This window comes from Acinetobacter sp. 24-47-64, from assembly GCF_057737055.1.
In genome coordinates this window covers 1,480,246-1,501,965 of record NZ_CM173215.1, presented here as the reverse complement: position 1 = coordinate 1,501,965, position 21,720 = coordinate 1,480,246, and the positions used below count along the sequence as shown (strand labels likewise).

The 21,720-nt window shown below is 35.9% G+C and carries 19 protein-coding genes and 1 pseudogene; 5 read left to right on the top strand and 15 right to left on the bottom strand.

What is annotated here, in order from left to right; translation table 11 throughout:
- Positions 1 to 109: 109 nt before the first annotated feature.
- Positions 110 to 1,273 (top strand): PilT/PilU family type 4a pilus ATPase, encoded by a 1,164-nt coding sequence (locus AC1M85_RS07075; RefSeq protein ID WP_488213821.1) that lies wholly within the window; start codon positions 110 to 112, stop codon positions 1,271 to 1,273.
- Positions 1,274 to 1,327: 54 nt separating this feature from the next.
- Here the strand turns inward: AC1M85_RS07075 and AC1M85_RS07070 are convergent, their stop codons facing one another.
- The 11 genes from AC1M85_RS07070 to AC1M85_RS07020 all read right to left on the bottom strand — a co-directional run bounded on the left by AC1M85_RS07070 (position 1,328) and on the right by AC1M85_RS07020 (position 14,307).
- Positions 1,328 to 2,503 carry an MFS transporter gene (locus AC1M85_RS07070; protein ID WP_488213820.1) on the bottom strand — a complete coding sequence of 392 codons (1,176 nt, stop codon included), beginning with the start codon at positions 2,501 to 2,503 and terminating at the stop codon, positions 1,328 to 1,330.
- Between the two features lie 196 nt (positions 2,504 to 2,699).
- Positions 2,700 to 3,074 carry a glycine cleavage system protein GcvH gene (gene gcvH, locus AC1M85_RS07065; RefSeq protein ID WP_035267502.1) on the bottom strand — a complete coding sequence of 125 codons (375 nt, stop codon included), beginning with the start codon at positions 3,072 to 3,074 and terminating at the stop codon, positions 2,700 to 2,702.
- Positions 3,075 to 3,142: 68 nt separating this feature from the next.
- A complete protein-coding gene (locus AC1M85_RS07060; protein ID WP_179997980.1) occupies positions 3,143 to 4,174 on the bottom strand; it encodes an AraC family transcriptional regulator in 1,032 nt (343 codons plus the stop codon).
- A 116-nt stretch (positions 4,175 to 4,290) separates the two neighbouring features.
- Complete coding sequence (locus tag AC1M85_RS07055; RefSeq protein ID WP_035267505.1) at positions 4,291 to 4,725, bottom strand: MaoC family dehydratase; 435 nt, start codon at positions 4,723 to 4,725, stop codon at positions 4,291 to 4,293.
- Entirely contained in the window at positions 4,712 to 6,577 is a 1,866-nt protein-coding gene (locus tag AC1M85_RS07050) for an ABC transporter ATP-binding protein (RefSeq protein ID WP_488213819.1), read from the bottom strand. Before AC1M85_RS07050 ends, AC1M85_RS07055 begins: the two co-directional genes overlap by 14 nt.
- Positions 6,578 to 6,607: 30 nt before the next feature.
- Positions 6,608 to 7,849, bottom strand: a complete 1,242-nt coding sequence (locus AC1M85_RS07045; RefSeq protein ID WP_481597094.1) for a mechanosensitive ion channel family protein — start codon at positions 7,847 to 7,849, stop codon at positions 6,608 to 6,610.
- A 558-nt stretch (positions 7,850 to 8,407) separates the two neighbouring features.
- Positions 8,408 to 8,944 carry a DUF2058 domain-containing protein gene (locus tag AC1M85_RS07040; RefSeq protein WP_481587919.1) on the bottom strand — a complete coding sequence of 179 codons (537 nt, stop codon included), beginning with the start codon at positions 8,942 to 8,944 and terminating at the stop codon, positions 8,408 to 8,410.
- Positions 8,945 to 8,956: 12 nt separating this feature from the next.
- On the bottom strand, positions 8,957 to 9,634 hold the full coding sequence (locus AC1M85_RS07035; protein ID WP_092766442.1) for a YoaK family protein: 678 nt from the start codon (positions 9,632 to 9,634) through the stop codon (positions 8,957 to 8,959).
- Positions 9,635 to 9,668: 34 nt separating this feature from the next.
- Entirely contained in the window at positions 9,669 to 10,871 is a 1,203-nt protein-coding gene (gene sstT, locus AC1M85_RS07030) for a serine/threonine transporter SstT (protein ID WP_481590040.1), read from the bottom strand.
- Positions 10,872 to 11,033: 162 nt separating this feature from the next.
- Positions 11,034 to 12,779, bottom strand: a complete 1,746-nt coding sequence (locus AC1M85_RS07025; protein WP_488213818.1) for a SulP family inorganic anion transporter — start codon at positions 12,777 to 12,779, stop codon at positions 11,034 to 11,036.
- Between the two features lie 115 nt (positions 12,780 to 12,894).
- The gene (locus AC1M85_RS07020; protein ID WP_488213817.1) at positions 12,895 to 14,307 is read right to left on the bottom strand and encodes an amidase; all 1,413 of its coding nucleotides are present in this window, start codon (positions 14,305 to 14,307) and stop codon (positions 12,895 to 12,897) included.
- A 176-nt stretch (positions 14,308 to 14,483) separates the two neighbouring features.
- Between AC1M85_RS07020 and AC1M85_RS07015 the strand changes: the two are divergent.
- Positions 14,484 to 14,664, top strand: a pseudogene (locus AC1M85_RS07015) (hypothetical protein).
- Between the two features lie 14 nt (positions 14,665 to 14,678).
- On the opposite strand, the gene AC1M85_RS07010 reads toward AC1M85_RS07015, so the two are convergent.
- Together AC1M85_RS07010 and AC1M85_RS07005 are read right to left on the bottom strand one after the other, a co-directional pair.
- Positions 14,679 to 15,572: a hypothetical protein gene (locus AC1M85_RS07010; RefSeq protein WP_488213816.1), complete on the bottom strand. Its 894-nt coding sequence runs from the start codon at positions 15,570 to 15,572 to the stop codon at positions 14,679 to 14,681.
- A gap of 272 nt (positions 15,573 to 15,844) precedes the next feature.
- Entirely contained in the window at positions 15,845 to 16,063 is a 219-nt protein-coding gene (locus tag AC1M85_RS07005) for a hypothetical protein (RefSeq protein ID WP_488213815.1), read from the bottom strand.
- Positions 16,064 to 16,291: 228 nt separating this feature from the next.
- On the opposite strand from AC1M85_RS07005, the gene AC1M85_RS07000 reads away from it, so the two are divergent.
- Both AC1M85_RS07000 and AC1M85_RS06995 read left to right on the top strand, forming a co-directional pair.
- Positions 16,292 to 16,528, top strand: coding sequence for a VF530 family protein (locus tag AC1M85_RS07000; RefSeq protein ID WP_035268632.1), 237 nt, complete (start codon positions 16,292 to 16,294; stop codon positions 16,526 to 16,528).
- A gap of 209 nt (positions 16,529 to 16,737) precedes the next feature.
- Complete coding sequence (locus AC1M85_RS06995) at positions 16,738 to 17,436, top strand: DUF1826 domain-containing protein (protein WP_488213814.1); 699 nt, start codon at positions 16,738 to 16,740, stop codon at positions 17,434 to 17,436.
- 17 nt (positions 17,437 to 17,453) lie between these two features.
- On the opposite strand, the gene zigA is transcribed toward AC1M85_RS06995, so the two are convergent.
- Positions 17,454 to 18,674, bottom strand: coding sequence for a zinc metallochaperone GTPase ZigA (gene zigA, locus AC1M85_RS06990; protein ID WP_488213813.1), 1,221 nt, complete (start codon positions 18,672 to 18,674; stop codon positions 17,454 to 17,456).
- Positions 18,675 to 18,921: 247 nt separating this feature from the next.
- On the opposite strand from zigA, the gene AC1M85_RS06985 reads away from it, so the two are divergent.
- Positions 18,922 to 20,067: an RICIN domain-containing protein gene (locus AC1M85_RS06985; RefSeq protein ID WP_488213812.1), complete on the top strand. Its 1,146-nt coding sequence runs from the start codon at positions 18,922 to 18,924 to the stop codon at positions 20,065 to 20,067.
- A gap of 860 nt (positions 20,068 to 20,927) precedes the next feature.
- Here the strand turns inward: AC1M85_RS06985 and AC1M85_RS06980 are convergent.
- Positions 20,928 to 21,707, bottom strand: a complete 780-nt coding sequence (locus AC1M85_RS06980) for a TorF family putative porin (protein WP_488213860.1) — start codon at positions 21,705 to 21,707, stop codon at positions 20,928 to 20,930.
- Between the last annotated feature and the right edge of the window lie 13 nt (positions 21,708 to 21,720).

The following is a 21,720-nucleotide window of genomic DNA, read 5'->3' as shown; positions in this document are numbered from 1 at the left end:
AAGATTTGAATGTTTGTTTAAAGCATTAAATATTTGATGAAACAGCTGAAATAACCTTATATTTCTATTAGTATTTTAAGTATTTAATATTTATAACTTGGGGAAATTAATGTTCAGTAATGAATTACTTAGCGAAGCTCGGCAATTCATGTTCAGATTGCTTAAAAGCGTTTTTGAACATGAGGGATCAGATTTATTTATTTCAGCTGATTTTCCTCCAAGTATGAAACATCAAGGTTCAATGAAGCCTTTAAGTTCTCAAGCTTTGACTGCAGAAAAAACAAAACTATTCGCTTATAGCTTAATGAATGAAAAACAAAGAGCAGAATTTGAGAGTGAATTAGAATGTAATTTTGCCATTAATGTCCCAGATGTATCGCGCTTTCGCGTGAATGTTTTTCAACAGCAACTTAATGTAGGGATGGTCATTCGTACCATTACCTCTGAAATTCCAAACTTTGAAAAGTTGAAATTACCAGAAACATTGAAAGATGTGGTAATGGAAAAGCGAGGTTTAATTCTAGTGGTTGGTGGCACTGGATCGGGTAAATCTACTTCACTTGCTGCCATGATTGATTACCGTAATGAGAACTCAGCAGGGCACATCATTACTGTAGAAGATCCAGTTGAATACGTGCATAAACATAAAAAATCAATGGTCACTCACCGAGAAGTCGGAGTGGACTGTCACTCATGGCATAATGCGCTTAAAAATACACTTCGTCAGGCACCAGATGTAATTTTAATTGGCGAAATCCGTGATACGGAGACCATGGAGCATGCGATCGCTTTTGCAGAGACTGGTCATCTGTGCTTAGGCACGTTACATTCGAATAATGCCAATCAAACCTTGGATCGAATTATCAACTTTTTCCCTGAAGAACGGCGCAATCAGTTGCTTATGGATCTTTCATCAAATATGAAAGCCATTATTTCTCAACGTTTAGTTCGAACTGAAGATGGTGTCGGACGTAGAGCTGCTGTAGAAGTCATGCTAAATACACCTTTAGTTTCTGATTTGATTTTGAAAGGTAACTTTCATGAGTTGAAAGAAATTATGACCAAGTCGCGAGAACTTGGTATGCAAACATTTGACCAAGCATTATTTGATTTATATAACGAAGGTGCGATCAGTTATGATGAAGCCATTCGTAATGCTGACTCTAAAAATGAATTACGTCTACAGATTAAGCTAAAAAGTACACGCGTCCGAGAGAATGCTGAAACCTCTTCACAAACCTTCAGTATGTTTGATGAAAATGCAGAGAGCTAATTAAATAAAAAAGCCTTCATCTGAAGGCTTTTTTTTGGACAAATTTTTAGCTATCTAGACCGCTTTAACTTTAGTTTGAACAACGAAGCGGTAAAACAGCAAGCTCAAAAGCGTCAATATCGCGCATAATATATATGCAATCGAATACTGATAGTGTGTGATCACAATACCTAGAATAAAAGAACCTAATGCGATGCCAATATCGTAAAAGGTGTAAAAAGTTGAACTCGCATGTCCAACTCGTTCACGTGCTACAGCTTGAATGGCTTGCGTTTGGAGACATGGCTGAGCAGACCCAAAGCCTATACCAATAAAGACAGCAGATATCAATAATCCGGCAGCAGAATGAATTTGGCTTAGAATGAATAGCCCAATGCTAAAGCTCACAATCGCTGGATAGACAACGTAGGCAGGACCCTTAGAGTCATATAACTTTCCTGTGAAGGGTCTTAGAAGCATCATGGAAATTGCAAAAATAGCAAAGAATAAGCTCGCATAGTTCAATAAATTTTTTGATTCAGCATATGTCGAGATAAAAGACATGATACTTGCATAAGAAAATGAGATGAGCATCGCCATCATCGCAACAGGTAAAGCTTTAATCTCAACAAAATCATGAACACTAATTTTTGTTTTGCGCTTAACAGTTTGAAATTGTGTCTGGATCGGAATCAAAAAGCAGAACAAATAACCAATAAAAACAATTGCAGCTAAAAGTGTAGCCACTGGAATATATCCCCATGGTTGAATGAGAATCAAGCCCAACATGGGTCCTAGTACAATGGCAAGATTGACTGACATGACAAAATAGCCCATGCCTTCACCTTTACGCTGATTTGGAATGAAGTCATTGACGATTGGTATCATGGCAGTGGTCAAAATACTGAACCAAATTCCTTGTAGTAACCGAATGACCAGTAATAGGGTTAGATTATCAGCAAAGATATAAGCGAAAGAGAGCAGTACAAAAAATGACTCAGAGATATAAAGTGCTTTTTTAAGCCCAATCTTCTCGATAATGAGACCGGTAAACGGTCGTATTGCGATCGATGAAGCTAGAAATAAAGTCAGTGCAAGCCCAGCTTGGGTAATATTACCATTTAAATCATTAAGAATATAAATTGGCAATATCGTTGTCTGAGCAAAATAGAAGATGAAAATAAATAAGTTATTAATTAGACACAGAATAAAAGATTTATTCCATAGATGCTCAGCATGTATAGAAGACATAGACAACCTTGAAATATTGAACCATTAAAAGCTTCAATCTGTGCCAAATAAAATTATTTTTGGTTTTGGTCAGCAATGAAGTAGGGAGAGAAGTTGAATTAATTATAATCAAATTACATGAAAATTACATCAAAAAGTGAGCCATTCATCCGAAAATGTATAAATAAAAAACCAGTCCGTAGACTGGTCATAAATATCACAAACCTGATTCATAATCTGTATTTGAGAGAAGTTGTTCTACATCTGCCAAATTAGATGGTTTAATTTTGTAGATCCAGCCTTTGCCATAGGGATCATCATTTACAAAATCTGGATCATCTTCTAGATTTTCATTAATTTCTACAACTACACCACTTACAGGAGCATGAATATCAGAAGCTGTTTTCACAGACTCAACTACACCCGCTTGTTCACCAGCAGTCAATTCACGACCTACTTCAGGTGCTTCTACATAGACAAGATCACCCAATGCATCTTGTGCGTGATCTGAGATCCCAGTAACAACGAGATCACCTTCAATACGTACCCATTCGTGTGTGCGAGCATATTTAAGCTCTGAAGGATGATTCATCACGACTCCTCAATTCGATTTGAAAAATTTTCTTGTGTTATACAGTGTTTTATTTAAAAACGAAAGTTCTATAAATATGGATCTTTACGCCAACTGCTTGGACTTCGACCACTCCAACGTTTAAATGCACGACTGAAATTCGCAACATCTGAATAACCGAGTTCATCTGCGATTTGTTCAAGTGAATAGTCAGTACGTGACAGTAGGGAGGTTGCATGACGATATCGAACTTCATCCACTAAGGTTGAAAAAGAAGTTCCTTCTGCAGCCAACTGACGTTTCAGTGTACGATCAGACATATGCAGGCGATCCGCCACATTTTCAATACTTAAGTAGTGCTGTTCAGAATGTGTCAAAATATCGCGAACACGCATTGAAATTCGACGGCGTTCTCCAAGCTCTGATAGTTCTGCTTCACACTGATTAATTGCAATTTGACTGGCAATCGGATCTGCGTTAACCATCTTCAAGCCTAAATAACTTTTATCGAAACTGGCAAGAAAATGAGTCTGGTCAAAATGAATAATCGTTTTAGGGTGTAGACGACTGATGTATTTGTCAAAGCCTTCAGGTTTAGGAAAGTCGAAATTAATTTCGCCATACAAATCATTTATGCCTGTCAGTGCTTTTGCCATGGTAATGACACCAAAAGTCAAAGCCATGACAATTTCAGTTCTCAGCGGTTCAAGATCAATATCACATTGTAACTGCAAAGAAACTTGTTCTGTAAATGTCGAAAAATGAAATTGCAGAAAAGGCATACGCAGTTGTATAAAGCGGTTGGCTAAAATAAGTGCATCAGTAATCTCATTCGAAGTCATAATGGCATAGCCAATAAAACCATGGATAGAAATCCGCATTTGGTTACCAAGATGATAACCAAGAGAACTTTCACCTGTCATTTTGCGCGCGAGAATAATCATCTCATTCGCTACATGTAGTGGAATTCTAAATTCAGGATCGGCAAGTTGCTCGTTGGTGAATCCAAAGGGAGCGAATAGCGACTCAGCACTATAACCCCAACGAGAAACAACATCTAAAAGTAAGAGTCCGTAAACACCTGGAATGCCTAAATCTGGGCGAACTGAAACTGTTTTCATGTGCGATCCATTGCTTTACACAATTTTTTTCATAATTTTTGGTGAAAATAATACTGACATAAATTCCAGATAGAAAATACCAATTTTGTCGGACAAATCTAGTGTGAAACCGATGTTTAAGCCTTAAAAACGACAATTTTTGTGGTTGAAATCAACAAAACATCACCATGCTGATTTTTTGTTTGTGTGACATAACTCACAATTCCGCGATCTAGCTTTGTTTTAGAAGGATTGATAGCAACAATTTCAACTTCTACATGCAAACGATCACCAGCACGAGCTGGTTTTGGCCATCTTAAGCTTGACTCTGAACCGATAAGCCCCTTGGCAATTGGAAAACATTCAGTCCAAAGACGCATGGTAATGGCTGACGTTTGCCAACCACTGGCTGCGATACCTTGAAAAATAGGATGATCTTTCGCAGCCTCTTCATCAGTATGAAAGACTTGAGGGTCGTATTTTTGTGCAAATTCTTTAATTTCTTCGAGTGTTAACTCATATTCACGACTTTTAAACTGATCACCCACTTTTAAATCATCAAGATAAAGCATCTTCGTCTAATTCCTTGTCTTTCACTTTTTGTTCAACTAAAAATCCACCCGTTTGGCGTTGCCAAAGTTGGGCATAAATTCCATTCTGTTGGATCAGCTCATCGTGAGATCCTTGTTCTACGATATTTCCTTGATCCAAAACAATTAATCGATCCATTTGAGCAATGGTTGAAAGTCGGTGTGCAATTGCAATTACCGTTTTACCTTCCATCAAGTCATCAAGGCTTGCCTGAATCGCCGCCTCAACCTCTGAATCGAGTGCGCTGGTTGCTTCATCCAAAATCAAAATTGGAGCATCTTTTAGGAATACCCGTGCGATTGCTATACGCTGTCTTTGCCCACCAGATAATTTTACACCACGCTCACCCACATAAGCGTCATATCCTGTCTGACCACGTAGATCTGTAAGCTGAGGGATAAACTCTTCTGCTCGAGCTTTACGGACAGCTTCATACATTTCTTCATCAGTCGCTTCAGGTCGACCATATTTAATATTCTCAGCAACACTTCGATGCAGCAAAGAAGTATCCTGCGTCACGAGAGCAATGTTTTTTCTTAAACTATCTTGGGTGACTTCATCAATCGCTTGGCCATCGATATAAATTTTACCTTGTTGGGTTTGATAAAAATGAAGTAGTAGTTGGATCAGTGTCGATTTTCCAGCACCAGACCGACCGACAATTCCAATTTTTTCACCCGGTTTAATTTCTAAATTCAAGTGATTAATAACATTTTTTTGATTATATGCAAAGCTCACATTATCAAATTTAATTGCACCAGAGTGTACCTCGAGTGGCAGTGCAGCTTCTTTGTCTTGAATTGCTATTGGTTTTGCTAGCGTGGTCATCCCATCTTGGATGGTACCAATATTTTCAAATAAGGCTGAAGTTTGCCACATCATAAAAGAAGCCATACTATTCAGCTTTAAAATCATGGCTGTCGTTGCGGCGATCACACCGATGTTTGCTTCACCAATAAACCAAAGCCAAACTGCTGTACCTAAAACGCCAAAGAATAAAATTGCGGTCAGTAGATTAATGCTAATTTCATAAGCAGTTCCCAGACGCATCTGGGTATACACCGTCTTCATAAAAAGTTGCATAGACTCTTTGGCATATTGGCTTTCACGACCAGCATGTGCAAACAATTTTACTGTTTGTATATTTGTATAAGCATCAGTCACACGACCAGTCATCACCGCGCGTGCATCAGCCTGCTTTTTTGAAATTTTTCCAAGTCGCGGGATAAAGAAGGATGCCGCGCCAATGAATAAAATCAACCATGCCATCAAGGGAATAAGGAGTAGAGGGGAGACGTTTCCTAAAACCACACTGATGGTAATAAAATAAATCACCACATAAGTAACGATATCCCCCAAAATTACCCAAAATTCACGAACAGCAAGTGAAGTTTGCATGACTTTAGCTGACAATCGACCTGCAAAATCATTGTGAAAAAAGTCCAAGCCTTGAAGAAGTAATAAATTGTGAAAACGCCAACGCAAGCGCATTGGAAAGCTGCTGAATAATATCTGATGCCTTATGATTGATTGCAAACTTGCAAAGAAAATATTAGCCAGTAGAAAACCAGATAAAATCATTAGATTTGTTTGGTTATTTTCGAGAAAATTTTGAGGCGTCGATGCGGATAACCAATCGACTAAATGACCAATTTGAGAGAAGAAAATAGCTTCAAATGAAGCTGTTGCTGCAGTAAATAACACCAACGCCAGGAGATAACGCTTAACTCCTGATGCTGCTTGCCAAACAAATGGAAAAAATTTCTTCGGCAAGGGCTGATTTAAATCTTTGGATGGATATGGATCAACGAGTCTTTCAAACCACTGCAGCATACGACTAATCTTAATTCATCTAATCAAAACTCAGTTTACTGTGTCTTGAGGAATCTTGAAATCATTCCCAGAAGGAATCTGGAATATTTTTAATCCGAATTCAGGTAGAATCGCCAAAAGATGATCAAAAATATCGGATTGGATCGCCTCATAAGCCACCCATGCTGTCGTGTTTGTAAAAGCATAAATTTCTATAGGCAAACCTTCACCTGTCGGTTGTAATTGACGAACGATTAAAGACTGATTTTGTGCAATACCTGGATGATTTTTTAAATAGTATTCAATATATGCGCGGAATGTTCCTAAATTGGTTAAACGACGTTGGTTATTGACCCCATTATTTGCATATTGCTGATTAAAGTTTTTTAACTCAGTTTGTTTCTCATCCAGATATTTTTCTAAAATCAGAAATTCTTTAAGTTTGCTGTATTCCATTGCAGATAAGAAGTGAACACTATTTTGATCGATATAGAGTGCACGTTTAATACGACGAACACCTTGCTCTTGCATACCTCTCCAGTTCTTAAAAGTATCTGTCACCAAACGATTGGTCGGAATAGTGGTATAGGTCTTATCAAAGTTTTGTACGGTCACCGTATGTAATGACATATCAATGACATCGCCATCCGCATTTAAGGTTGGCATTTCAATCCAATCACCAATTCGAACCATGTCATATGAAGAGATTTGAACTGAAGCCACTAGAGATAGAATTGTATTTTGGAAAACCAGCATGAGCACTGCTGCCATTGCCCCGAAACCTGCCAATAGCGTGAAAACATCTTTTTTTAGAAATGTTCCTAAGACCATCAGAGCACAAACAACAAAAATAATCAGTTTAACTAACTGTAAATAACCCTTAATTGGCTTATTGTGGGATTTAGGATTACGTTGATAAATAATATTAAAGATGGTGAGAAGCTGACTAATTGCCAAGGCAATGGTCAAGAAAATGAAGGCTTGTGCAAACATCTGAATCAATGTAATGACTTTTTCAGACAGGTGTGGAACCGTCACAATTCCATTCATAATAACCAATGCTGGGACAATGTTTGCAATTCTTCGAATAACGCTATGTTCCGCTAAGACATCACTATAACTAAAACGTAGTTTGCTAATAATTTTGCGAATACCACGGACGACCACTTGTTTAGCAATAAAATTTGCGATAAATGCAATGAGAATAAGAATGCTCAGAGAGGTCAACATCTCTAACCAAGGAAATTGATCTGACCATTCTTGGATTTGAGTTACAAAATTTAATCTGTCCAACTTGATCACCTCTAAATGAATTGGCATTAGCTTAATGGTTTAAGTTATTAAATTTATTAGAGTTAACGTTTATCAAACAGAATAGATTAAATAAATTACTTGAAACATTTTATGAACTTCTATTTTAAATAAAATTAAAGTGAAGTAAGGCACACTATAAAATTTCCTAGATTATCGTCATTACATTTTTAAATTATAAAGCTTATCTTGAAACCAGATTTTTTTTCATTCTCAATCTCACTGTATTCTTAACCTTCGCGAAAGTTCCTGAAAGAAGCATTATTGAGCTTGTGCATTTTCAGCATTTATAAATTGAAAAAATAATGTGAGAAAATCAATCGATTATTTTTTTGAGCTCCCCCAAATACCATCAATTGAAAAAAAAATCGAATTAGAGAATAGAAGGCGAGCGCAGAAAATTGATAGACTCATCTCGTGATGGTTGGAAGCAGCAATATGACTTAAAGCATCTTAATCGTGAATTTATACCTGCTACACCGCAATCTGAATCACACATTAAGCGTAAAAAAAGCCTAATAAATTAGGCTTTAGAGTAATTTACCACATTAAATCATCTGGAATAACATAAGCTGCATATGGATCTTCCTCATCTGTAATAGCTTCATTTTTCTCAGCATTATTCACAATAATAAATCCTTCGACTTTTTCATTAATCCGCTCAGATAGCGCTCTTGGTAGAACTGCATAACTGGCTTGATCTTTAGCAATGACTAATGTGCCTGCCACGAGTGCATTGTAAACTTGTTGATTAATATAAATTTTCTTGATTTTATTTTCATCAACGAACTGGTAGCTGATTTCACCATCAATATCTTTGATTTTATGTTGACCAATCATTTGCACTACTGCTGCACGTAATGCTTTTTCATCTTGCTGGCGTTTGATTTCAAGATTAAGATTCTGATCTTTTTCTAGTTTTTGCTTTAAATCTTGTTCAATTTTAGCTTTAATCTCAGCTTCGTTGCTTTGACCCGTGCGTTGCTCATGCACAGCTTGTTTAGAAAGTTTTTTAGCCTTTTTTTGATCGACTAAACCAGCTTTGAGCAATTGTGCTTGCAAGGCATTTTTTACCATGAGTAATACCAACTACGATTTTTGAAAATAACAATGACGGAAATATAAAATCCAATAGATCAGGGTCAGTAAAAAACTTAAACCTGCAGGAATTAAAAACGCTTCTAATTGTAAATAAGGATAGCTGAATGCCGCAACAGTACTGCCAATAATAAAACCAAATAAAATCACTAAATGCAAAATAACTTTTCTGGATTCCGTTGTCAGACCTCTTACAAAATATCCAAATGCTAAACCAAGATCGGTTAAGACACCAGAAAGGTGAGTCGTGCGTATAATCGCACCTTTATAATGACTTACCATGGCATTTTGTACACCCATCGCACAACATGCCCATAGCAGTGCATAACGAGGATAATAGGGAATAAATACCCAACAGAGCAGAATAAAAAGAGTCACTAAACTCAATGGTAGACCATATCTGCGCCCGAGTTTAAATTGACTATTCCCCAATATCAGACCGCTAAAACTAGAGCCTAAAACATAACTCAGGATAATAAGAATAAGAAAAATTACAGCTTTGAAATCATGGTCAATAAGACCGATGGCAAGCAAACTTGCATTGCCTGTCATGTGTGAAACTGACTGATGTAATAAAGAAATGAGACCCAAAACGTTGATCATGCCTGCATTTACTGCAAGCATGAAAGCCCCAAATTGTACCCAGTTTGGAAGGAATTGAAATGGCATATCTTTCATTCTAAATGTTTATGCCATGAATATATTATTTTGAAGGAGCGCGATCAACCGCAGCAGTAAACAATACATCTGTAGATGAGTTGAGGGCTGTTTCAGTTGAATCTTGTAGAACACTGATCACCATACCGATGGCTACAACTTGCATAGCCACATCTGGTGAAATATTGAATAAGCCACAAGCGACAGGAATCAATAACAGTGAACCACCCGCTACACCTGAAGCACCGCAGGCAGAAACAGTAGCCACAACAGAAAGAACAAGCATAGTGGTAAAGTCAACGGAAATACCAAGTGTATTCACCGCTGCTAATGTTAATACGGTAATCGTTACTGATGCGCCCGCCATATTAATTGCAGCACCCAACGGGATTGCTACACTCGCTGTCGATTCATTCACGCCCAAACGCTTGGCAAGATCCAAGTTCACCGGAATATTTGCTGCTGAACTACGGGTGAAAAATGCGGTGATCCCACTTTCACGTAGACATTGAATAACCAATGGATAAGGATTTGAACGCGTAACAAATGCCACCATAATTGGGTTAATTACAAGTGCAACAAAGAACATAGTCCCTAATAGAACAGACAATAATTGTGCATAACTTGCTAAGGTTTTAAGACCTGCATCTGCAAAAGTCACTGCAACAAGTCCAAAAATACCGAAAGGTGCAAAACTGATGACAAGACGAATCACGTGATTCACGGCATTCGCAGCATCCGTCAGACACTGTTTTGTGGTGTCTGTGGCATGACGAAATGCTATACCCAGTGCAACAGCCCAACCCAAAATCCCAATAAAGTTTGCTTCACTTAATGCAACGATAGGATTCGCAACAAAACTGAGTAATAAATTTTTAAGAATTTCAGTCAAGCTGCCAGGTGGTTGTAAATCAGCTTGCGCAGCGACATCTAAGAAAAGAGTGCTTGGAAATAAATTACTCACAATGACAGCAGTTAACGCAGATAAAAACATACCTACGGCATACATCATCATAATGGGTTTGATTTTCGCACTGCTGCTATCACCAACTTTAAAGTTTGCAATCGAAGAAAGGACCAAAACAAAAACAAGAATTGGTGCAACAGATTTAAGGGCTTTAATAAATAAATCACCCAGCAAGCTTAATTGTGGTGCAACTTGAGGAAAAAATATAGCCACCAAAACGCCAAGAATAATGGCGATAATGATTTTGGTGACTAAACTCAAACGTGCTAGAGCAGTGAACATAACTGAACCTAATAATGCCGAGTCTGGCTTAAAATCGGATAAATAAGTGGGGTATTCTATACTTAAAAATGATTTTAAATATAAAACTTATTCATAATAAAAATTAAGTGAATCAAATCACTGGATTTTTTTTGATAATTCTTACTTAAGAATATCAAATTCTTATGCAAAAGATGATTTATTTTCGCTGAAATGCGGGTCTAATTCATACACTGCTTGGAAATGAGTGAGGTATATTTTACCTGTCAGATGATGTATCCAATTGGTTGAATTTAAGCGATCCATAACAGGACCTTTAACTTCGCTTAAGTGTAGTTGAATATTGAGTTTAGATAACTCAGAATTCATTTCTTCAAGAGTCTCTAAAGCTGAATAGTCAATATTACTAATACTGGAACAGTTAATGACCACATGTTGAAGCTCATCATGTTGGCTAACCTCTGAAATAATAAATTCCTTCAGGGTGTTTGCATTGAGAAAACTCAAATTTTCATCAATTCTCACCGAAACGAGCCTTTTACTGGTAATAACCTGGTGTCTTGAAATATTTCTAAAATGCTGCGTGCCTTCAACGAGACCAATCACTGCAATATGTGGACGGCTAATTCTCCATAACAGCAACACAAATGTTGAAATAATACCCACCATTAAGCCTGTCGTAATATCTACACACAGCACTCCTAAAAATGTAAGAGTCATTGCTAAACCATCTGCTTTAGAATATTTCCAAGCCTCTATAAATGGTTTAATTTCAACAAGTTTCCATATCGACACAATGATTGTTGCAGCCAATACTCCTAAAGGTAAATATTCAAATAGGCTTGTAAAATATAGACTGACCACAATAATAAGTAGCGAGGATAAAACCCCAGCCATAGGTGTTTTTGCACCAGCATCAGCATTGACCACTGTACGTGATAAGCTACCAGTGACAGGAAATGCGCCACTGATTCCAGCGCCAAAATTTGCAACACCGAGCGCAACAAGCTCTTGATTACTGTTCAAATTACTACGTGATTGAAAAGCCGTAGCTTGCGCGATCGAAATAGATTCAACGAAACTCACCATAGCGATCATTGCTGCACCAGGAAGCAGTATTTTCACCATGTCCCATGTCCAGTACGGCATTTGAATAGGAGGTAATCCACTTGGAATTTCACCTACTGTTTTAATTCCATAGACAGTTAAATCAAAGGATTGAACCAGTAAGATTGAAAATAGCACTAAGCATAACGGTAATGCTTTTTGTACAAATTGCATTAATTTTTGATGATTTGAAAATGCTGGAATTTTAAGTAATTGTGGTAAATAAATGAGCGCTAAAATTGAAGCTAAACCCAAAGATAAGCTGGCCAAATCATATAAAGAAATATATTGAGCCAAACTCGTAAAAAATTCGATTAAATTACTGGATTGCAATGGAATATTAAGAATAAATTTTATTTGACCTAATGCAATTAAGACAGCTGAAGCAATGATAAAACTCTTAATCACAGGATGGCTAATGAGACGAATCAAAAAACCAAATCTGAATAATCCCAATAAAAATGAAATTATGCCAACCATTACTGCTAGCAAATAGGCAGCTTGAATATAGACTGGTGAACCCACTTCATATAATGGCTGTAGCGTGGCAAAAGTCATCATAGAGATTAATGCAACAGGACCAATTGAAAGGGTAGTACTCCCTCCAATCAATGCATAAGCAATCATAGGGATAATACTGGCATATAACCCCATAATTGGAGGTAAGCCTGCAATCATGGCATATGCCATGCCTTGTGGTACAAGCATTGCAAGCACGATCACAGATGCAAGAAGATCAGATTTAAAATCTTGAGTATTGTATTTTTTTAACCATTTCCAAGCTGGGATGATTCGTTCCACAGAATGCTTCGTTAAATCCATACAAATCTCTAAATCACATTTATATATATATTATGCATAAAAAGTGATAAACAAGCACTGAGTATTGTTGATAAGGATCCTCAAGAATTTGATTAATGATCCTTAGCGTATGAATTTAATCGAATATTTTTTTAAAAGGTTGTATCTGTTCAAGCTGATAAGCGAGATCTATCAGTAAACGTTCTTGTCCCAAATCAGCAGAAAGCTGAATACCTATCGGTCTTGAATCTAATTTGGTCATACCCATCGGCAATGATATCGCTGGAGCACCTGCGATATTTTGAATAGGTGTGAATGCCACATAATTCCTTAAACGCTCAAATAAAACATCAAATTCGAGGTGAGGTGAAAGATATCCAATTTGAGGCGAAACATGCGCTAAAACTGGCGAAAGGATGACATCATATTGTTGGAAGATTTGTTGATAGATGCGTTGGATTTGCTTTAAACGGTATAAAAATAAAGGGGTTTTATAGAAATTTTTCTTGTACAAGTTTGCAAGCCCAACTGTTAGATGATCTAACTCATTCACGTTAAAATCTTTGCCAAGTAGCGGTTTTCCAAACTGTTGAATCATAAATGATAAAAAACCCCAATAGTGGCTGAAATCATCTACAAACGAATCTGGAATAGGAAGTGAAAATTCTTCAATATGATGACCTAAATTCCTGAGTAATTGAGCAGTAGACTCAATAGTTTGACGGGTCTCAGCATCAGTATTGGTTTGCAATGAATTATAAACAAGACCAATCCGTAAAGGTTTGCTGGATGGATGCTGGATTAAGCCAATTTCGGGTAATTTTTTTGGCTTATATTGTTTTTCCATTTCAGCGAAGAAAAACGCGGTATCACGCACAGAACGTGTTAAAACACCATCTGAAACAAGGTCAATTGGTAAATACTGTGAACCTTCATTTGGATACCAACGACCACGTGTCGGCTTTAAACCGACTAAACCGCAATTTGCTGCAGGAATTCGTATCGAACCACCACCATCATTTGCATGTGCAATTGGTACTACGCCTGATGCAACGAGTGCCGCAGCTCCACCTGAAGAAGCTCCACACGAATAATCAGTATGCCAAGGATTGCGTGTGTAATCCCCAGACTTGAATTCTGTTGAAGCATTTAAGCCAAATTCAGGCATTTTGGATTTACCCAGTGCAATTAAGCCTGTATCTAACATTTGTTGAGTAATTTTAGAGTTTTTGATCTTTTCCTTGGATTTGAACGATGTTGATCCTTGTTGCGTAGGAAAACCAATAAGATCCAAATTATCCTTAATAAATGTAGGGATTGCAGAAAAAATCTGATTTGGTTTAAAAGTAGGCGATTTAAGTATTTGTTCGAAGTTTTCGAATTCAATTGCATTTAGCAGAGGATTTACGAATTTTGCGCGTTCAATCGAAGCTCTTAAAACTTCATCAATTGAGATGTCTTTAGATTGAATTCTGTTTGAGAGCTCAATCGCATCACTTGTACCTATTATATCATCCGTGAAAGCATGAATTCTTTTTTGATTATCCATAATCGATTTTCTTTAAAATTGACTAAGCATATGTATACACATGAAATATTGATTTGTCGATTGACCAGAGATTGATTCGCCACAATTTCGCATAATGTATATTATGTTAAATAGAATATCTGGAACAACAACCCTGAATATGGGTTTATATAATTTGCGATGGCTAAGCATTCGGCATTAAAGAATCTTCGATGAAATTCATCATTAATAAAAAAACTATTGATGAAAGAATCAGATGTAATACATGCTCTGATCAAATATTACTTGAAGAATCTAAAACCCAAAGAAGCTGTAAAATTAGGAGGATTAACAGCCCTTTTATTCTTAAATTTAAAACTAGAGTCCACCATTAGATAACGTGGACTCTTTTTTTACCCGATAAACTTACTAGTCTTAATTGTTGCATGTCTTTTTGAAGGAAATTTTGTTTCAATCACACTCTCAATTCTATTTTTTATTTGAGTGTAATTCGACTCATCAGTTAAATCTAAAATTAAATGTCTATGATCATCACCTAAAGAACGAATTTCATAGTCTTTGATTAGATGTTTAAATTCTGAAGATGTTAAAAGCTTTTGAAGATTCAGTAGATTTTCTTCAGAAACTTCTGCTAGACAGATATCAAAGTCACTATTTAATACTTCCTCATAAGATGAGTTTTTATACCGATTCGATGGTGGTGGATTATTTCTTCGATCTAGTCGTGCCATAGATGCTTTGATGCTTTTTAATTCATCAATAATATATTCCTGTCCTGATACTTCCTTTTGATCAAGCTTTGCAACTTTAAATTGACCAAAATGTTGAAGAAATGGACTATATGCAGATGTCGTTTGAGCCTGTTGAGAAATAACTTTAATTTTATGTGCCAATTTATTTTTAAATTCAACGATTTTTGAAAATCTTAAATCTCGAGGATATTCTAAGTGTTCAATTGGAGAGGTATCGAATGAATAAGTTGTTATGTCATCTTTAACAATAATAGTAGGTTTATCAAATGCTAAGCGCATACCCAACTCAAACATAACATTGGGATTTTTACAACTAACATCACAAACCACGATAGGGTTATCATATAGATTTTGAATTATTCTCTTTTGGATAATTCCTACATCATCTGCAAGACTTACAAGATTTCCTTCAAAATCAGCCATCGATATAGCTTCTTTTAGAATCTCATAAACATCAAGCCAATGGCTTTCATCACAACCATCAATGGTAGAAATAGGCATTACAATACCGCAAACTTTTTTAGATTCACTCATAAACTTTATTTCAAAATTAATTTGTTAAAATAATAATATAAATAAAATTAAAGCTCTAATTAATTTAGAAATATATATATTTATGTTAGGTCATTCTGAAGTCGCATAACTTCATTTTATGTTAAATATGATGTCTAAGATTGTAGCCTACAAAATACTGTTTTTAACTTTACTCAGTAACATAATATAAGTTATGCAGAAATCAGACATACAATCCTTATGCATCATCCCCCTGATTTGATTGCGTAAGGCTATTTATGTTGACTTAAAATCTATATCACCATAGCTCTACGTAATCTATATTTATTTCGAATCTCATTAAATACTTCATCAGGATTTTGAGCTACTTCTAAACTAGAAATTAGTGATTTAAATTGTGTATGATAAGGGGCTAAATTTTGAATAACCCATACCCCTCTTAGATTATTTTGGTCAGACTGAATGCTAATTTTAGCAGTATTTGCATCTAAACTTAGTAACTGAAATTGCATAGATAAACCTATTTAAATAATTAAATTAATTAATAACATAGAAAACAAAAAGTTCAAAATATGAACGACATAAGGTGTCGTTTTTCATTTATTTTCTTTGACGCATGATCCGTTTTTGGCTATGACCTGCTGTCATTTTGATGGTTAATTGACTATAGAAAGCAACGCTCTCAATTTTTAACTAGCTCAGGTTATAATGCTTATCTTAAACAATTCAGTTGATCAACTATGAACACCTCCAATGACCCTTTACATGGAAAAAAACTCGCTGACATTTTAGATGAGTTATTGGATTACTACGGAGGCTTTGAAGGATTAAGTCGTAAAATTGAAATTCGTTGTTTTTGCATCGACCCAAGTGTTAAATCATCTTTACGATTTCTACGGACTACTCCATGGGCACGTGAAAAAGTAGAAAGCTTATATTTGTATGTTCTCCGTCAAAAAGCTAAACAGAAATTGTAGCCAACAAAAAAACTCACGCTATGTTTAATCTTTTAGACCCAATCGTAGAATAGCCTTAATGAGTATCTATCGTTTTTGTTGACATCGTGTAGTTATGGGGTGGAAGCCCCACTCTCCTACTACATAGGACAACGATCAATCATCTAAATCCAGTCTTATCAAGTCTAGAGCTAAAAGCTATAATATGTTTTTAAAAAGTTTTAGATCATATGCTCGAACTCATTCACTCATATCCTCAAGCCAAATTGGTGAATACTTTCCAAGCATTAGCGAATGAAGTTTTTGAAGACCATGTCAATGCTTTATGTTGGTATAGGCATTTAGATTACAATTTCAAAGAAATCGTTGAAAAACTTACACTCATAGAAGATATTACTGAAATTACCATCGCTCAATTAGAGCAACTCAAACTTTCAGACTCTGCAAGCAAAGCGAGAGACATTATCCTCAATGATATAATGTTACTCACCGAATTGGGTGCATCGCCGTCTTTAAACTTAATCAAAGAATATCAGCGTGATGAAGAATTGGATTTTATCAGCACTGATGTATATTCTTTTCATGTAGATCGATCGCCATTAGCAACGGATACATATCTGTGTACCTATTACGGGTCGGCTAGCGATATTATTTCCAATGATCAGGTTGAACAAAAAATTCTTATCCCAGAAATCCGTCAAAAAATTAAATCATTGTTTGATGGCGAAGACCATGAGTTTGAGGATTTTCTTGAAGAGACCTATATGGATCTTCACTATCAACCTAAAAATAGTGCAATACCTTTAAGTTTAGGAGTTGGTCATCTCTGGCGTTTGGCTGTAGATCATCCTGATCAGAAAGTACTTCCTTGTGTTCACCGTGCTCCAAAAGAAAATGTAGGAGAACTCAGATTACTCTTAATTTGTTAAGGAATTCCTTGCTCAATTTAGGCGAGTAATTCTTTTTCAGTTTCAAATGGGTTAAAGAAATTACACCAAACGATTGGTCCTAAACTCATCTCCGAATCAGTAAGTAAACATTGATCAAAATTTTGGATTAATTGCTCTTTATCCATCTCTTGACCAATTAAAACAATTTCCTGTCTGGCATCACCAGTTTCTGGATGCCAACTCGATTCAATTGCCTGAATAGATTGCGTATCTTGTGGCCATTCCTCTTGTGGTGCCGAAGCCCACCAATATCCTGCTTGACCATGCCGAGCCATACCTCCAGCTTGTGACCAAGACATAGCCATTGTTGGTTCCGCAGCAAGCCAAAAAAATCCTTTTGAGCGTATAACACCTTTCCATTCTGAATGAATAAAATTGTAAAAACGTTGTGGGTGAAAGGGTCTTCTTGCTCTATATACGAAACTTTCGATTCCATATTCTTCAGTTTCAGGCTTATGCTCTCCTCTCAACTCTTTTAACCAACCAGGTGCTTGTGAGGCTTCATCAAAATTAAAAAGCTGTGTGTTGAGTATTTTATCGAGTTCAACCTGTCCAAATGTGGATGACTCAATTTTTGCTCTAGGGTTAAGCTTTTTGAGAATCGCATAAAGCTGGGACTTCTGATGCTCATCGATTAAATCAGTTTTGTTTAGAATAATAACATCACAAAATTCGATTTGATCTATCAGTAAATCCACAACAGTACGTTGGTCAAATTCTCCAAGTGATTCGCCACGCTCATGAAGAAGATCATATGAACGATAATCACGTAAAAAATTGAATGCATCGACTACGGTCACCATGGTATCTAAACGAGCGTACTCATTTAGAGATACGCCGTCTTCATCTTCAAACGTAAATGTTTCGGCTACAGGTAGAGGCTCTGATATTCCGGTAGATTCAATGACGAGCTGATCAAATTTTTTCTCTTCCGCTAATCGTCTTACTTCTACTAATAAATCTTCTCTCAAAGTACAGCAAATACATCCATTACTCATTTCAACGAGTTTTTCTTCCGTTCGTGATAATTCCGCCCCACCTTCTCTGACTAAAGCCGCATCAATATTGACTTCTGACATATCGTTCACAATTACTGCGACACGTTTTCCTTCTCTATTATTTAAAATATGATTTAAAAGTGTGGTTTTTCCTGCACCAAGAAATCCAGATAGCACAGTGACAGGTAATTTATACGGTTGTGAAGAATCAATATTCATGGTGAGTTACTCGTTTTCATGTTCAACCACATCATTTGATCGCTTATTGCAATCAATGAATGATCTTGATTTTTGAAATAACCTAAATCATAATTGTTATGTTATAACATTTCAATATGTTTATTATTTAGTTAAACTTTAATAAAATTTATTTATAGTGGTTCTAAGTTGTATTCATCACTATATAATCATAAGTAAAACTAAAGAATCTGTGACTTAATTTTTATAATCATATGAGCATATAACAATGAATTTAATCAATCTTATTATTCGTACCACTTTAAGTACTTCCCTGTTACTTGGAGTTTCGAATACGTATGCCGTGGTTGCAGGCGGAATGGTTTCTACTGACTACCATTGGAACAATATTCCTGCTAATGGCTTTGCAACACTTGAAAATCAAATCATCATTACCAATGAGCCAGGAAATGATGGTAATACATTTTGGGCCAATCAATTTTCATTAAAAAATGGAAATATCGGTTATGTTGGATTACAGCAACGAAGCAATGATGAGAAGTATTTAAATTTCTCAATCTGGAAAACGACATCTTGGAAATCAGGATACCCTGCCTATTGCAGACAATTTGATCATGAAGGTGATGGCGTTCAATGTGACTTACCTTATGAATGGAAAGAAGGCACGAAATATAATTTTAAGATTGTGAAAAATAATGACAGTACAGTCTCAGCTTTTGTTAAAGACATGAGTACTGGTAAACAACTTGAAATTGCAAAAATCAATGTGCCTCAGACCTGGGGTGGTTTTGATAGTTTAGCTACATTTACCGAAAATTTCAGACAGCACCAACAACCCAACGGTATTTATGGCTATAACAGTTGTAATGATGTTCATACATCTGTTTCTGCCACCTATTCTGCAATAGCAAACTATTCAATTAAGTCTAAATCACAAACGACTAAAACTTATGGAAATTGTGTACAAGTGGCATCAGCGCATTGCACGGATGATTCTACTTGCATTTCTACTGTGAATAATGCCAATTACACCCAGCAAAAACCTTTCATTTTGAAAAATGGTGCACGAGGTTTTTGTGCAGATAGCTTGAATGGTGGTCAACAAATGGGATTGTATTCATGCGATCCTAACAACGGTAATCAACGTCTGAGTACGGATCACACACATCGCTTATACTTAACTCATCGGGATGCGTGTTTGATGGGCGATGTTAAAGATAATTTCGTTAAAGTTGCGCCGTGCAATAATGATAGTAGTCAACGATGGATGTATAGTCGCCATACAAGCCAATATATCAACTTAAAAACAGGTCTATGCCTTGATGCCGCTGATGGTGCAAATAGTATGGCACGCCTACAAATGATTGGATGTCAAAGCAATAATTCATATCAAACGTGGAAAATTACACGTTAACTTATTAAATTCAGAGCTTTAGCATTTAAAGCTCTGAATTTTAATGCTGAAATTTTAATTTTTTTGCTTTCTTTGAGTGACTCGTACTAATTTTAGTACAATTTGATATCTAAATTAGAGATTTTACTCATAGATAAGCCAGCTCACTCAGGTTAAAAGCATTCTTAATACTGGCTCAAAAAGCGAAATAAGTTCAATGATTTTAGGGAGATATTTGTCTAAGGTATATTTGTAATATTGATGACAGCAATAAAATAAAAACAATTAAAAATATTCTTCATAAATCGTTGCTATTTTTCCGATAGCGCCGTTAATGATGAGAACAAAATTCTTCAAAATATTAAAACTTAATAAATGAGATTAGACGTTTAGTTGTTTATCTCTGAAGATAGAAATCAAAAGCCCTATTTTAATATTGGAGAGAATCAAATTCTAACCTCATGTTTAATATGAACATTCATAGTTTTATTTTTTCAATCCATTGTCCTTCATGAATTATAAATTATAGGATATCTAGTTGATTTATGAATTTAGCTGAAATCAGTTAATACTTGAGCATAGTCATCTATGTAACATCAAAAAATCTTAGTGAACTTTTTTCACAAGAATTATTTCTAAATAAATTCTTGAAAAAAAATTGCGTAAAATTTTACTCTTCTCGTCATATTCATGACCTATTTTTGGTCAATTCATACTTCTATCACTCATTAAATAAATACTAAGTTGATAAGTTTTTTTACTAATAATCTTTGATATGTCGAGATTTTATTTATTGATGAGTCTAATTTAAAAATTACACTTTTGCTTAGGCTATTTTGGTATTCAAAATTTAAGCCTAAGCATTTGAAGATTTTCTTAAATTAGAAACTATAGGTGAAAGCCACTACACCTAAATTTTTCTGTTTTTCGTTATAGCGGTTCTTACCACCAAAAATATATTGTCCACTCAATCCGAGTTCTGGTGTCAAGGCATAATCAAGCCCGATGGATGAGAAGCGATAAGCAAATTCTCGTTTTGTATCACCGAGCTCTTGACCTTCATATTTCCCATTATCATTAAAATAGCTCGCTGCAGCACTTGCTGTAGCAGATAATTTATCATTGAGTTGGTGGGTATATATTACGTTTAGATAAGTATCCCCTTGGTTTGCATACACGACATCATATGTATATGCAGATAAACTGGTTGATAAAGAGTTTTTATCATTGAATTGGTGTGTGGCAGTTACCCCCATTTCATTGGAAGTTGTATTTGACGCGTTCGGATAGAAATAAGTGGCATTCCAAATATTCCAATTTGTCCTACCAGTATCAAAACTGTAGCCGACAATAAAGTCATGCTCTAATTTATCAGTTTTACGGCGCTTATCACCTTGAAGTTCAGCATAAGAGTAGCCTAGTGTAGCACCCCAATACCCGACATAGAAGTTGTTATAACTGAGGTTTAGACCTGTTTGAATTGCGAGGTCATCATTTTCTGGTGAATTTGTTAAACCACGTGAAATGTATTTGGAGGTTAATGTGACATATCCATCAAATTGAATTGGTGAATTTGTTTCTTGATTCGTAGAATTTGCATAACTGGGTAAAATAATAAAGCTAGCAGTGCTCAACAGCACTGCTTGAGTCGTTTTAATCATCATAAAATTTATA